Origin of the sequence: Streptomyces spinoverrucosus (assembly GCF_006539505.1) — a bacterium.
GTDB classification, from domain to species: Bacteria; Actinomycetota; Actinomycetes; order Streptomycetales; family Streptomycetaceae; genus Streptomyces; species Streptomyces spinoverrucosus.
The window spans coordinates 215,596-229,036 of sequence record NZ_BJND01000007.1 but is presented as its reverse complement, the minus strand read 5'-3'; the positions used below and the strand labels follow the sequence as shown (position 1 = coordinate 229,036).

Here is a 13,441-nt window from a genome sequence, read left to right as displayed (position 1 = left end):
TGTCTTCTCGACTGCGTCATCTACGACACCGAAGACGGCGGGCAAGGGTGCCCAGGCGTGGAAGCTGACCGGTTCGTCGCTCCTGCACTGACCACCCACCAGGCACCCCGTTCAGTGCGGTGACGGTTTCGGGTCCAGGGCGTTGCCGACGGTGCAGCCGCCCTCTCCGGGCATCCGCTGGATCCGGGGCGGCACCCACACCTCGGTGGCGCCGGGGCCCACGCGGGCAAGAAGACAGTCCTGCGCGTCAAAGCGGTTGCCCTGCACCGACAGGAGAACGCCGACCCGGCCGCCGTCCGCCTTCACCTCGGTACGGATCGCCGGATGCAGGTCCAGGGCAGCGAGCGCACGGCGCACCTCGGCCTCGTCCACCCGGCCGCTCTCCGGCACCCGGGGAAGTTTCGCGCGGAGCTCCTCGTACGGCAGCCGGGGCGGTTCGGGTGCCGGGGCGAAGGTCAGCGCAGGGCCGTCCGGGCAGTCCACGTCACGGGGATCCTCACGCCACTCCGACTTGGGCGACACCCGCACCGCGAAACAGCGCCGCACGGCGACCTCCTCAGGGTCGAGCCATCCGTTGTACGCCGAGCCGGACGTGCGAACGACCACGTCGACGCCGTCCCCGTCGTGAGTCGAGGTACCCGTCACCCGCAGTACCTCCACCCCATCGATGCCGGAAGCGAAGCGCCCGACCTCCTCCGCCGTGCGCGGACGCTGGCCGTAGAGCCGCTCGCCCGCCTTCCTGGCCACATCCCGTGCGGCGTCCGTCGCCTCGTCCTCGGAGGACTGCACCACACCGCAGCCGGCGATGAACAGCAACAGCGGGGCGAGCAGCAGCAGTCGGCGCATCCGTCCACCCTTCCGGCGCCACGCGCGGCGGGCAACCGCTCGCGTACTCAGACCGGCGCAGGTGATCGTACTCAGCCGGTGCGACGATCAGACGTGGGCGCATCCCGTGAGGTTCCGGCGGCGGGCGTACACCTCGATCTCGATCCTCATCCGGGGTCGGCGAGGCCGCAGACCATCATCTTGGCGGCGGGCCTACGTCGCCGAAGCGGCCCCGGAGCAGGGCCAGCACGGCTCGAAGTCGTCGCGGTTGGGGAGGAGATAACGCACCCGGACGACGTCCGCGAAGGTGCAGTCCGTTTCCTTCAGCGCGTAATCGATGTTGCGGAGGCACTGCTCGGCCTGCTCGAGGACGTCGTCCGAGATGGTCATCGTTGGGTAGTCAAAGCCGGTCTCCCGGATACGTGTACCCAGTCGCCGTCGACCACGTCTCGGGCTTAGGACGAGGCCCGCGACTTCACTGACAGCAGACGACCCCGGGCGAGGGCCGCCAACCCGCCAAACGATCAACCTTCTCCCTGGGGGCGGAGGCGCAGGACGCCGCGGCGGCGTGGACGCGTAGGTCGCCAACCGTGAGTTCGTACTTGTTCGGGCGCCCGTGTACGAGCACTGCTCGGTCCTCGCCCGCAGCAGATTGACGCTGCCGTTGTGCGGGACGTTCGCGCGGTTGCTGAGTGTGATGCGTTCGGAGCGCATCCCCGCAGCGACAGCGCTGGCCACCTGGAAGTGCTGCCCTGTCTTGCCCCGTCGGCGGTCGGTGCTGGCGGGCTGGGAGCTGGGGTGTCAGGCGGGTGTTGGGGTCAGGGTGACGTCGTGGCCGGGGGCCTTCAGCTGGCCGACGAGGTCACGGGTCCTGCGGGCGGGCGGGCTCTTGGTGACGGGTGTGCCAGTCGGGGCCGAGGTCCCGGTAGCGGGTATGGGGGTTGGTCATCAGGTGCCAGACCACGACGAGGATCGAGCGGGCGATGGCGACCAGGGCTTTCACGTGGCCGCGGCGTTTGACCAGGCGCCGGTAGCGGGCGCCGAGGAAGGTGTCGGTGCGGGCGGCGGAGATCGCGGCCTCGCCGAGAGCTCCGCGCAACCAGGGGTTGCCCTTGCCGGTGCGGCCGGAGGTGTTCTTGTTCCCGGACTGGATGGTGCGCGGGGACAGTTGCGCCCAGGAGGCCAGGTGGCCGGGGGCGGGGAACACGGCACGCAGGTCCAGGCTGGTCACCAACGCCCTCAAATACGCCCTCGGCCCCGTCCTGATGGAACTGCGCATCACCGCCTGCGCCGTGGACGTCGTCGTGTGGGACAGTGACCTCATCGTGCCCGCTGCCCGCCCGCCGATCCCGATCGCATCGGCCAGCACGGCCCGGAGATCCCAGCCCCATTGGCCCTCCCGCCAATTGGCCTGCCGATCAATCTTGCCGACCGCGTTCTTCGGGATGGCGTCGAGCACGACCAGGGGGGTCGGCCGCTTGTAGCCGCTGAGGCTGCTCGCGCCCGCGGCACGCCCCGGCCGGTAGGTGGCGATGGTCGGCACGCCCGGGCCACCACCTCGTTGCGGAACGTGGTCCCCGCCGGCGCGAGTGCTCAGCGCGTCCGGAGCGGTCATGAGCGGCGGCGAGCCAGGCGCGGCGGCGAGCGGGATCACGGCGGGACGAAGGCAACGCCCTGGATGACGCGGTGGCTCAGCGCTCCGATGCGGCGTCCAGCACCGTCAGGGCGTTGCGGATGCCCTGTTCCAGCACCTCGTCGGCGAGCCGTCGGTCGGCGAGGCTGCGGGAAAGTTGCAGGGTCCCGATCATCAGTGCGTAGACGCTGAGCACCTTGGCGCGTACCGACTGCGGATCGTGCGGTGCCAGGCGGGCGGCGATGTCGTCGATGATCGCGAGGACGCTGTTGGTGTACGCCTGCTTGGTCGGATCCGCGCACCGGCATATCTCGTCGAGAAGGGCGGCGGATGGGCAGCCGTCCTCGGGGTTGTCGCGGTGTTCGGGCGAGAGGTAGGTGCGCACCATTGGTTCGATCCCGGCGCGACCGGACTCAAAAGAGGTGAGCCACTCTCGCTGGCCGCGCAGTTGCTCGGAGACCGCGGTGGCGACCAGGTCCTCTTTGGACTCGAAGTGGGCGTAGAAGGCGCCGTTGGTCAGGCCCGCGTCCTTCATGAGCGTGGCGACACCGGAGCCGTCGATGCCGTCGCGCTTGAACCGGCGGCCGGCCGTCTCGATGATCCGTTTCCTCGTTGCCAGCTTGTGCTCTTTCCCGTACCGCACCACGTGCTCCTCCGCTCGCGGGCCGCGTCAGCCCGTCACTCATGTTAGTACGGTCGTAATTCCAACCCGCCCGAACGCTTGCGCGCAAGCTCTGGCCGCGCCTATGGTATTACGATCGTAATCTAAAGGGATGAGAGCCATGAAGACAACATCTCCGCAGGTGGCGCTGGTGACGGGCGCGTCATCCGGCATCGGTAAGGCCACCACGCTCACTCTCGCGGACGCCGGTTTCACTGTGATCGGAACGAGCCGCGACACCTCGCGCATCGCCCCCGGCAACGGCGTGACATTCCTTGACCTCGACGTGACCAGTGACGAGTCGGTCGCGAGCGTCGTCGGGCAGGTGCTCGAACGCTTCGGGCGGCTCGACGTGCTGGTCAACAACGCCGGGATCGGTGCCAACGGTGCCGCCGAGGAGTTCTCGGTCGCCCAGACACAGAGCCTGTTCGACGTCAACGTCTTCGGCCTCATCCGCATGACGAAGGCCGTCCTGCCGCACATGCGCACCCGCGGCAGCGGGCGCATCATCAACGTCTCGTCCGTCGCCGGCTTCGTGCCCAACCCCTTCATGGCCAACTATGTGGCGACCAAGCACGCGGTCGAGGGGTATTCCGAGTCCCTGGACCACGAAGTCCGGGAACACGGCGTGCGGGTCCTGCGAGTCCAGCCCGGCCCGGTCAACACCCCGTTCGACGCCAACCAGGTGCAGGCCGACACCCCGCTGGCGGTCTACGCGCGCCGACGGCGCGTCTTCGAAGACGTCATGAGGGAGACAATGCGCGGCGGCGACGATCCCGCCGTCGTCGCCAAGGTGATCGCCGCGGCAGCCACCGACCCGAAACCGAAACTGCGCTACACCGCGGGTTCGACGGCCGGCCGCCTCAGCGTGCTGCGCCGCATCGTCCCCGCACGGGCCTTCGACAAGAGCGTTCGCAAACTCAACCGGATGGTGGGCTGACATGCGGGCGTTCACCGTCAATCGCTACGGAAAAACCGGCAACGACCTGCAGGCCGCAGACGTGCCGCGGCCTGCAATGGGCGAGCACGACGTGCTGGTCGAGGTTCACGCCGCAGGCGTCAACGTGCTGGATGCCAAGATCCGGGATGGAGAGTTCAAGCTGATTTTGCCCTATCGCCTGCCGTTGATCTTGGGCAACGACGTGGCCGGTGTCGTGGTCCGGGTCGGCGCCCGGGTACGGAAGTTCAGGCCCGGCGACGAGGTCTACGCGCGACCGGACAAGGGCCGCATCGGAACCTTCGCGGAATTCATCGCCATCCACGAAGACGACCTGGCCGCGAAGCCGAAGCACCTCACAATGACGGAAGCGGCCTCCGTCCCGCTGGTCGGCTTGACCGCCTGGCAGGCGTTGATCGAAATCGCCGGCCTGAAGAAGGGGCAGAAGGTCTTCATCCAAGCCGGCTCCGGCGGCGTCGGAACATTCGCGATCCAACTGGCGAAGCATCTCGGCGCGACCGTGGCCACGACGACCAGCGCGGGCAACATCGACCTGGTCACCAGCCTCGGCGCGGATGTGGTGATCGACTACCGGCAGGACGACTTCGAAACGGTCCTCCACGACTACGACGTGGTGGTGAACAGCCTCGATGACGCGACGCTGATGAAATCCCTGCGAGTGCTGAAACCGGGCGGAAAGCTCATCTCGATCTCCGGCCCACCGGATCCCAGCTTCGCCCGGGAGATCGGGAAGCCATGGATCCTGCGGCCGGTGATGCGTGTCCTGAGCCATCGGGTCAGGAAAGCCGCCAAACGGCGCGGAATCAGCTATTCGTTCCTCTTCATGCGGGCAAGCGGTGACCAGCTCCGCGAGATCACTTCGCTCATCGACTCTGGGATCATCCGACCGGTCATGGACCGCGTCTTCCCGTTCGAATCGACCAACGAGGCCATGGCGTACGTCGAAAAGGGGCGCACCAAAGGCAAAGTCGTCATCACGGTGAAATAGACCATCAGGCAGGAGATGAACCAGGCGACTGTCCAGCCTGGGCAACCGCGAGCGGTCCCGCCTGCGCGCGCCTCGGCTCGCCGAGCGCATCGCACAGCTCACCGGGCAGGTCGACGAACTTAATCTCCGCCTGACCCGGCTCGTCGAACGCCATGCCCCACAGCTGCTGACACCTGTGGGCATAGGCGTCCTTCGCCGCCTTGTGCGGAGTCAGCCCCGTCGAGTACAGCATCGTGTTCACTCGGCTGCGCCACGACCCGCGCACCCAGGCGTACTACGAACGCCGCACCCAGGAGGGCAAGACCCGGCGTGAGATCATCCGATGCCTCAAGCGATATGCCGCCCGCGAGGTCTTCAACCTGATCAGAACGGTATCCAGCGTCCCCCCGTTATAGGGGCGTCCGTGATACGTGAGAGGGTCTGAGGCGTGAGTGAGACACCGTCGAACACCCTGCAATACCGCTTTGACGGGCCAGAAGAGGCTCCCGTCCTGATCCTGGGTCCCTCCCTGGGTACCACCTGGCACATGTGGGACCGGCAGGTCCCGGAGCTGATGAAGCAGTGGCGGGTCTTCCGGTACGACCTGCCCGGACACGGCGGCGCCCCCGCCTACCCCGCGGGCTCCGTCACCGACCTCACCGCCCGGCTGCTCACCACCCTCGACAGCCTCGGCGTGCACCGCTTCGGATACGCGGGCTGCGCTCTCGGTGGCGCGGTCGGCGTCGAGCTGGCCCTGCGCCACCCGGAGCGGCTCGCCTCGCTCGCGCTGATCGCCGCCTCGCCCCGCTTCGGCACCGCCGACGAGTTCCGCCAGCGCGGCGTGATCGTCCGGACGAACGGGCTCGACCCGATCGCCCGCACCGCGCCGGACCGCTGGTTCACCGCCGGGTTCGCCGCCGCCCAGCCCGCGATCACCGAGTGGGCGGTGCAGATGGTGCGCACCACCGACCCCGGCTGCTACATCGCCAACTGCGAGGCGCTCGCCACCTTCGACGTACGGCACGAACTCGGCCGCGTCGGCGTGCCCACCCTCGTCCTGGTCGGCTCGGAGGACCAGGTCACCGGCCCCGCCGAGGCCCGCACGCTGGTCGCCGGGATACCCGACGCCCGCCTCGCCGTCGTACCCGGCGCCTCCCACCTGGTCCCCGTCGAGCAGCCCGCCGCCGTCACGGACCTGCTGGTCACGCACTTCTCCACCGCCTGGCAGCCCGCGTTCGACGCCACCGGCCAGATGGCCATCGCGGCCGCCCCGGTCAAGCCGGTCCTCGCCGCGCCGCCGCCCCCGCAGGCCACGCCCGTCGCCGAGATCGCCCCGGCCGCCGTGGAGCCGCAGGCGGACGGGCGGCCGGATCCGTACGACGCCGGGCTCAAGGTGCGGCGCGAGGTGCTCGGCGACGCGCACGTGGACCGGGCGCTGGCGCAGGCCGACGAGTTCTCCGGGGACTTCCAGGAGTTCATCACCCGCTACGCCTGGGGCGAGATCTGGAACCGGCCGGGCCTGGACCGTCGTACCCGAAGCTGCATCACCCTCACCGCCCTGATCGCGGGCGGCCACCTGGACGAACTCGCCTTCCACACGCGCGCCGCCCTGCGCAACGGCCTCACCCCGGCCGAGATCAAGGAGGTCCTCCTCCAGGCGGCCGTCTACTGCGGCGTACCGGCGGCGAACAGCGCGTTCAGGGTCGCCCAGCAGGTCATAAGAGAGGAGACGACACCCCAGGAGTAGGCCCCCAGCGCGCGCCCCCGGGAGGATGGAGTCATGAAGCTCACGAAGAAGTCGCACTCCTGCGTCCGCCTGGAGAAGGACGGCCGGACGCTCGTCCTCGACCCGGGCGGTTTCAGCGAGACGGACGCCGCGGTCGGCGCCGAGGCGATCCTCGTCACCCACGAGCACCCCGACCACTTCAACGAGGAACGGCTGCGGGCCGCCCTGGAGGCCAACCCGGACGCCGAGATCTGGACGCTGAGGTCCGTCGCGGAGAAGATCTCGACGGCGTTCCCTGGCCGTGTGCACACCGTCGGCCACGGCGACACGTTCACCGCCGCGGGCTTCGACGTCCAGGTGCACGGCGAACTGCACGCCGTGATCCACCCGGACATCCCGCGCATCACCAACGTCGGCTACCTGATCGACGGCCGCGTCTTCCACCCCGGCGACGCCCTCACCGTCCCCGACCACCCGGTGGAGACGCTGATGCTGCCGGTGATGGCGCCGTGGAGCAAGATTTCCGAGGTCATCGACTACGTCCGCGAGGTGAAGCCGCAGCGGGCGTACGACATCCACGACGCGCTCCTCACCGACCTCGCCCGCCCGATCTACGACAACCAGATCGGCGCCCTGGGCGGCTCCCGGCACCTGCGGCTGACGCCGGGGGAGTCCTCGGAGGTGTGACGGGTCACGGGCGGGACGCGTTGTCGTACCCGCCCGGTAGGTTGTGAGGCATGCGCATCGCGACCTGGAACGTGAACTCGATCACCGCCCGTCTGCCCCGGCTGCTGGCCTGGCTGGAGAACAGCAACACCGACGTGTTGTGCCTGCAGGAGGCCAAGGTCGCCGAGGAGCAGTTCCCGTTCGACCAGCTGCGCGACCTGGGCTACGAGGCCGCGGTGCACGCCACCGGCCGGTGGAACGGCGTGGCGGTGCTCTCCCGGCTCGGCATCGCGGACGTCGTCAAGGGCCTGCCCGGCGACACCGGCTACGACGGCTCGGTGGAACCCCGCGCCATCTCCGCGACCTGCGGCCCGATCCGCGTCTGGTCGGTGTACGTGCCGAACGGACGTGAGGTCGACCACGCCCATTACGCGTACAAGCTCCAGTGGCTGGAGGCGCTGAAGGCGGCCGTCGCCGGTGACGCGGGCGGCACCCGACCGTTCGCGGTGCTCGGCGACTTCAACGTCGCGCCGACCGACGACGACGTCTACGACGTGGCCGCCTTCGAGGGCCTCACCCACGTCACCCCCGCCGAGCGCGCCGCGCTGACCTCGCTGCGCGAGACGGGCCTGTCGGACGTGGTCCCGCGCCCGCTGAAGTACGACCACCCGTTCACGTACTGGGACTACCGCCAGCTCTGCTTCCCCAAGAACCGCGGCATGCGGATCGACCTGGTCTACGGCAACAAGCCGTTCGCGAACGCGGTCAAGGACGCCTACGTCGACCGCGAGGAGCGCAAGGGCAAGGGGGCCTCGGACCACGCGCCGGTGGTGGTGGACCTGGAGGTCTAGAGCCCCCGCAGGTTTACAGCAGCGTCAGATCCACCGACTCCGCCAGCGCCGCCAGCCCCGCGTCCCCCGGATGCAGATGGTCGCCGCTGTCGTACGCCGGGAGCAGCCGCGTCGGCCGCGCCGGATCCCGTACCGCCGCGTCGAAGTCGAGCACCCCGTCGAAGGCGTCGTTCTGCCGGATCCACGCGTTGACGGCGGTCCGCTCCGTCTCCAGGGCGGCCGTGCAGCGGGGCGCGCCGCCGCACGGCAGCAGGGTCGCCACCAGCACCCGCAGCCCTCGCGCGTGCGCCCGGTCGGCGATCTCCTCAAGACCGGCGGTCAGCTGCTGCGCGCTCTTGCCCGACCGCAGGTCGTTGATGCCCTCGAACACGACCGCCGTACGCACCGAGGCCTGCGCGTGCACATCCCGGTCGAGCCGGTGCAGGGCGCTCACCCCCGACGCGTCCGTGGACACCCCGTCCCCGGGATAGCGGTCGCTGATCACGTTGTTGCCCGCGATGCCCTGGTTCAGCACGCCGTAGTGCGGCACCGCGCTCTGCGCCAGCAGCCGCCCGGCCAGCACGTCGGGCCAGCGCCGGTTGGCGTCCACGGTGGACCTTTCGCCGTCGGTGATCGAGTCGCCGATCAGCACGACCGACCCCGGCCCGCCGGCCACGTCCACACCGGTCAGCAGCGGCCAGGTGGTCAGCACGGTGGGGTACGCCGTGGCCGCGCCGTCGGCGGTGTGGTCGCCCGGCCCGCTCAGATACGACCGCTGCTGCGCGAGCCGGTGCACCGGCGCCGCCGCGACCGGGCCGGGCAGATGGAAGCTGACCAGCAGGTCGGCACCCGCGGGCACGTCGAAGGCGAGCGGATCGCTGTACGCCTGGGCCCCCGCCGGAATCTCCACGCCCCGCTCCCCGCCGAAGGTCAGCCGCACCGGCGTGCCCTCGGCCGCCGCGCCCGTGTCCTGCACGGCCACCGTCGCGCCACCGATCCGTACCGGCGCCGCCGCGAACGTGTTGTCGAACCGCAGCCGCACCCGGGGCCCGCCCGCCGAGGTGTGCACCACCAGCCGCAGCGTCCGGTCGGTCCACGGGCCCACGGCCGGATGCCCGGATGTCGCCGTCGCCCAGCTGCCGGTCCAGCCGGTCGTGGCGGCGCGCACCGACAGGGCGAAGACATGCAGGTCGGGCGCGAGGGGCAGCTGCACCGAGGAGACGGTCCGCCCCGCGTCGACCGGCACGGTCACGACGTACAGCCGGGCCTTCACGGCGAGTTGACCGCCGGGTGTGTTGACGTGCGGCAGCGCCACCGCCTTGGTGGCGAGCGGGCCGCGCCGCCAGTCGGGTGCGGTGAGGACGTAGGGGGAGAGGGTGCCGTCGGCGTACGAGACCGTGCCGGAGGCGGTGAGGTCGGCGCCGGACGTGCTCGTGACCAGGAAGGCCAGCGCGTCGCCCCGGCCGTGCAGCGCCACGCTCTGGCCGTCGGCGCGCACGTTGTCCGGCTCGCCCGCGGCCCGGTCCGGCCAGGTCAGCGTGGCGCCCTGCACGGTGAGCGCGCGGCCGGGCGTCCAGCCGGCGGCCGTGAGGTCCTGGGCGGACAGGGATGCGCCCTCGCCGTCGAAGTCGGCTTCGGCGGGGCTGCTGTCGTCGCTGACGGCGGTGTTGTCGAAGAGCCGCTCCAGCGGCAGCGGCGCCGCCGTCTCGTCGCGGGTGGCCTGTGCGGAGGTCGTGGGCAGCACGGACGCGATCAGCACGAGGACGACCGCGAACCCCCGGACACCTCGGCGTACCAACCGGACCTCCTGATTTCCTGACTTTCCTGCTGCGAAGCGATGAAGCTGATGATCGTGAAGCTAGGGAGGTGGCCTGGGCGGGTCAACGAACCATACGCGAACGCGGTGTGAAACCGCCCGGACGACCGGACGCGACCGCCCGCGCGCCTGTGGTGCGCACGCCGGTGCGAATGACAGGCTGGACGTATGAACATCCCTTTCCTGGGCCACCGACGCCAGAAGCCCGGGGTCTTCGACCCCGAGGGCATCGCCGAGCTCCTGGCCGAGTGCGAGCTGCTCCGTTCCCAGGCGGGCCGGGCGGGCGTCCAACTCGACGACAGCGTGGACTCGTTGGAGGCGCTCGACCAGCTGCTGCCGCGCTGGCGGGACGACGAGGAGATCCTGCCCTGGCTGGGCAATGACGCCGGACTGTACCTGGGTACGGTGATCGTACGCACGGTGCCCGGCGCGGCCTGGGAGATCTGGCCGGACGGCCAGCCGGTGGTGCGGCTGGCGTCCGGCCGTGAGTTCGACGTCGTGGCCTCCGGTCAGGAGTGGGCGGCGAGCGGGGTGCCCGAGCTGTCGCAGCTGTACGCGGAAGTCGCCGAGTACTGACACTCGTTCGCGTCCGGCGGACCTCGACTACGATGTGCCGTTCAGCCCCGTGATGGGTCCCCGTAGGGGGTGGCAGTACCCCGAGCCAGGCCCGTCCGGTGGCGGCCGCAGATCACTGCTCGCGCAGCGGAATCGACACGTACGACGGGTCGTTCGCCGGTGAGGAGAAGGTCAGCCGCGCGCCGGACGGGTTGTGCTCGATGTAGAGCGGGTCGACCGTGTCGACGACCAGGGCGAGCCGATGCCCTGCCGGGACGTCGTAGGCCGTGGAGAACAGCTCCAGGTCGACGCCGAACGGCTTTCCGGGCGTACGCCCGTGGAAGGTGTAGGGCGCGTTGCTGACCAGCTTGCCGAGGCCGAGCGGTCCCACGTCGTAGAGGTAGGCGACGAGGGTTCCGCTCGCCTCGGTCGGGGTGAGGGTCGTGTGCAGTTTCGCGGTGCCGCGCACCTGCTGGGTCGTGGCGTACCTCTCCGACTGCCATACGGCGGCCCAGCGGCGCGGCAGCAGGGGGATCGAGGCCGTCGGGGGCAGCTGGGCGACCTGGTCGAGGATGCTGGACAGGAGGATGACCCCGCCGTCCGCCCCCGAGTTGACGTTCGTTCGGATCGAGGTCGAGCCCGCGAGGTCGATCTTCCGGATGGTCGCGGCGACCGACTTCCAGTCCGGGTAGTCCTCGTAGTCGCCGCCGGTGCGGGACTTCAAGCGCACCGGCTGCTCGCGGTCGATGCCATTGTTCTCGCCCTTGAGGTAGTGGTCGAACCAGCGCTCGGTGTCGGTCCACACGTCGTTGGGCAGGCCCAGCAGCCCGGTTGCCTCGGCGGTCGCGTGGTCGCCCGGGCGCAGTTCGAGTCTCTTCGGGACGGTCAGCTTCTCGTAGAAGTCCGCGTACTGATTGGGCGGGAAGATCGTGTCGCCCCAGGCGTTGGCGAGCATGATCGCGGCGCCGTTGTCGTTGATCCGGTCCAGGTAGGCGGCGGGGGAACGTTTCTTCCCCCAGGCGATGAGCTCCGGCTCCTTCTCCAGGTTGGAGGCGAAGAAGTCCTTGAACACCTGCTGGAGTTCGGGGCTGGGTCGCCCGGTGATCCGGCCCGCGCCTTGCAGCAGGGCCGCGGCCTGGGAGTGCTGGGTGCGGCCGGAGTAGATCGAGTCGATCAGGTCGGCCCAGCCGCTGAGCGCGGCGACGGCCCTGACCCGCTTGTCGTGCGCGGCGGCGAGCAGGCTGATCCCGGCGCCGTACGAGACCCCCGCCATGCCGATGCGCTCGGCGTCGGACGGGGTGTTGGCGAGCGCCCAGTCGATGACCCGGGACGCGTCGGCAATGTCGGGTGGCCCGGCGACTTCTATGTAGCCGCCGGACTGCCAGAAGCCGCGGGAGTTGTACGTGACCACGACATAGCCGGAGTCGGCGAGCTTCTGGGCCTGAGCGAGGTACTCGATCTGCGGCGTGGCCCAGCTCGTGGGCAGCACGAGCAGCGGGTAGCGGCGACCGGCGTCGGCGCCCGCGGGCGTGACGACGTTCGCCTTGAGGATCGTGCCGCCGTCGCCGGTGATGTCGACGAAGCGGACGGGGTGGGGGGCCGCCTGGGCGGCGGGGGCGAACCCGAGGGCGCTACCGGCGACGAGAGTCGCGGAGACGGCGCCCACGGCGGTCGTACGCAGGGCCTTGCGATGGAGTCCCACGGGTCACTCCTCACTCGTGTCAGTGCAAAGTGACCCGACGGTAACTGCAGGCTCTTACCGGGGGTAACCCGTCGGTAAGTTACGTGAAAGTAACAATTGTTGAAGGGTGCAGCTAGGGCCTGTCGTTTGGATCAGGTCGGCTGAGAGGGACTGCGCTTTTCGGTCGAACCGAGCGGGGGCGATGGGGGTGCCCCCGCGCGAGCTGGTTCGAGCGTGGGGGAGCGTGCAGCTGCAAGGCGGAGGAGGGAGTCGACGCGGCGCGTCGGCGACCGACGACAACGCGGCAGATGCGTGTGCCAGGGCCCGCGACGCCGGCATGATCCAAACGACAGGCCCTAGGTCGCTCGGTGTGACGTGCGGGGAGCGGTGGCCGCCGGGAGGGGGGCCTGGGCGGCCCTCGTTACATCCGCGACCAGTTCGACCACGTCCGGGCCGTACGCCTGGGAGTTCACCACCTTGAGCAGCAGCACGAAAGTGTGGTTGCCGTGCTTGCGGGCCAGCCGCTCGTGGTTGCGGGCGAGGTAGCGGGTGGCGGCCTGGTTGGTGATCGCGCGCTGACCGCAGAAGAGGAACACCGGTCGCTCGTCCCGCCGTTGTCCCGCGGTGAGCCGGGCGAGGAGCACGTACTCGTCCTTGCCGCGGTCCAGACGGTAGCGGTCGTCGCCGATCTGGAAGGAGCCGCGGTCCGGTCCGGGTTCGGTGTCCACATTGACCCGGACGCCCGGCAGCAGGGACTCCAGGTGCGCCGCCATCCGGAAGTTGGAGTACGGCCCGCCCACGCAGAACTCGGTGCGCTCACCGAAGCCCTGCTGGGCCGTGTCATGGCCGACGATCTGGGCGTGGGCGTTGCAGTCCTTGATGAGCGCGGAGAGTTCGAGGAGGGCGAACACGTCGTGCCGCTTCACCGACATCTCGCCGCCGCCCGCCTGGCGGTTCACCACGAGCAGCGACTCGGAGTTGTCCGGCAGCCCGAAGAAGGCCTGCTTGCGGCGGAGCTTGCGCTTCCACAGGTAGGTGCGGGCCAGCCAGCCGAGGGCGGCGCTGATGCCGGCGGCCAGCACGCCCAGGACGATGTTGCGCACGTCGTCGTTCATGGGCGCGC

The 13,441-nt window shown here is 70.0% G+C and carries 13 protein-coding genes and 3 pseudogenes; 8 read left to right on the top strand and 8 right to left on the bottom strand.

Features of this window, described 5'->3' with window-relative positions; all coding sequences use genetic code 11:
- Nucleotides 1–111: 111 nt before the first annotated feature.
- From SSP24_RS05465 to SSP24_RS43865, 3 genes and pseudogenes are all read right to left on the bottom strand, one after another.
- Nucleotides 112–846, bottom strand: a complete 735-nt coding sequence (locus SSP24_RS05465) for a translation initiation factor IF-2 (RefSeq protein WP_141307622.1) — start codon at nucleotides 844–846, stop codon at nucleotides 112–114.
- 87 nt (nucleotides 847–933) lie between these two features.
- Nucleotides 934–1,280, bottom strand: a pseudogene (locus tag SSP24_RS45255) (RidA family protein); the annotation flags it as partial.
- Between the two features lie 407 nt (nucleotides 1,281–1,687).
- Nucleotides 1,688–2,104, bottom strand: coding sequence for a transposase (locus SSP24_RS43865; RefSeq protein ID WP_229864833.1), 417 nt, complete (start codon nucleotides 2,102–2,104; stop codon nucleotides 1,688–1,690).
- Here SSP24_RS43865 and SSP24_RS43860 point away from each other — a divergent pair.
- Nucleotides 2,043–2,206, top strand: a pseudogene (locus SSP24_RS43860) (ATP-binding protein); the annotation flags it as partial. The gene SSP24_RS43865 and the pseudogene SSP24_RS43860 sit on opposite strands and share 62 nt — an antisense overlap.
- A 310-nt stretch (nucleotides 2,207–2,516) precedes the next feature.
- On the opposite strand, the gene SSP24_RS05450 reads toward SSP24_RS43860, so the two are convergent.
- On the bottom strand, nucleotides 2,517–3,104 hold the full coding sequence (locus SSP24_RS05450) for a TetR/AcrR family transcriptional regulator (RefSeq protein WP_141307620.1): 588 nt from the start codon (nucleotides 3,102–3,104) through the stop codon (nucleotides 2,517–2,519).
- Between the two features lie 136 nt (nucleotides 3,105–3,240).
- Here SSP24_RS05450 and SSP24_RS05445 point away from each other — a divergent pair, with 136 nt between their 5' ends.
- Both SSP24_RS05445 and SSP24_RS05440 read left to right on the top strand, forming a co-directional pair.
- The gene (locus SSP24_RS05445) at nucleotides 3,241–4,059 is read left to right on the top strand and encodes an oxidoreductase (protein ID WP_141307619.1); all 819 of its coding nucleotides are present in this window, start codon (nucleotides 3,241–3,243) and stop codon (nucleotides 4,057–4,059) included.
- Between the two features lies 1 nt (nucleotide 4,060).
- A complete protein-coding gene (locus SSP24_RS05440) occupies nucleotides 4,061–5,065 on the top strand; it encodes an NADP-dependent oxidoreductase (protein ID WP_141307618.1) in 1,005 nt (334 codons plus the stop codon).
- Between the two features lie 4 nt (nucleotides 5,066–5,069).
- Here the strand turns inward: SSP24_RS05440 and SSP24_RS42705 are convergent, their stop codons facing one another.
- Nucleotides 5,070–5,306, bottom strand: a complete 237-nt coding sequence (locus SSP24_RS42705; RefSeq protein WP_167529516.1) for a hypothetical protein — start codon at nucleotides 5,304–5,306, stop codon at nucleotides 5,070–5,072.
- On the opposite strand from SSP24_RS42705, the pseudogene SSP24_RS43855 reads away from it, so the two are divergent.
- The 4 genes and pseudogenes from SSP24_RS43855 to SSP24_RS05420 form a co-directional block, all read left to right on the top strand.
- A pseudogene (locus tag SSP24_RS43855) lies at nucleotides 5,251–5,460 on the top strand (IS110 family transposase); the annotation flags it as partial. The gene SSP24_RS42705 and the pseudogene SSP24_RS43855 overlap by 56 nt on opposite strands.
- A 32-nt stretch (nucleotides 5,461–5,492) precedes the next feature.
- Complete coding sequence (gene pcaDC, locus SSP24_RS05430) at nucleotides 5,493–6,791, top strand: bifunctional 3-oxoadipate enol-lactonase/4-carboxymuconolactone decarboxylase PcaDC (RefSeq protein WP_141307617.1); 1,299 nt, start codon at nucleotides 5,493–5,495, stop codon at nucleotides 6,789–6,791.
- 33 nt (nucleotides 6,792–6,824) lie between these two features.
- Nucleotides 6,825–7,457, top strand: coding sequence for an MBL fold metallo-hydrolase (locus SSP24_RS05425; RefSeq protein ID WP_141307616.1), 633 nt, complete (start codon nucleotides 6,825–6,827; stop codon nucleotides 7,455–7,457).
- A 50-nt stretch (nucleotides 7,458–7,507) separates the two neighbouring features.
- Nucleotides 7,508–8,287 carry an exodeoxyribonuclease III gene (locus SSP24_RS05420; protein WP_141307615.1) on the top strand — a complete coding sequence of 260 codons (780 nt, stop codon included), beginning with the start codon at nucleotides 7,508–7,510 and terminating at the stop codon, nucleotides 8,285–8,287.
- Nucleotides 8,288–8,300: 13 nt separating this feature from the next.
- Here SSP24_RS05420 and SSP24_RS05415 read toward each other — a convergent pair whose 3' ends face one another.
- A complete protein-coding gene (locus SSP24_RS05415) occupies nucleotides 8,301–10,064 on the bottom strand; it encodes an SGNH/GDSL hydrolase family protein (protein WP_141307614.1) in 1,764 nt (587 codons plus the stop codon).
- Between the two features lie 186 nt (nucleotides 10,065–10,250).
- Between SSP24_RS05415 and SSP24_RS05410 the strand changes: the two genes are divergently transcribed.
- A complete protein-coding gene (locus tag SSP24_RS05410; RefSeq protein ID WP_141307613.1) occupies nucleotides 10,251–10,658 on the top strand; it encodes a DUF6278 family protein in 408 nt (135 codons plus the stop codon).
- Nucleotides 10,659–10,770: 112 nt separating this feature from the next.
- Here SSP24_RS05410 and SSP24_RS05405 read toward each other — a convergent pair whose 3' ends face one another.
- Both SSP24_RS05405 and SSP24_RS05395 read right to left on the bottom strand, forming a co-directional pair.
- Complete coding sequence (locus tag SSP24_RS05405; protein ID WP_141307612.1) at nucleotides 10,771–12,339, bottom strand: alpha/beta fold hydrolase; 1,569 nt, start codon at nucleotides 12,337–12,339, stop codon at nucleotides 10,771–10,773.
- Nucleotides 12,340–12,674: 335 nt separating this feature from the next.
- Entirely contained in the window at nucleotides 12,675–13,433 is a 759-nt protein-coding gene (locus tag SSP24_RS05395; protein WP_174864595.1) for a hypothetical protein, read from the bottom strand.
- Nucleotides 13,434–13,441: the final 8 nt, after the last annotated feature.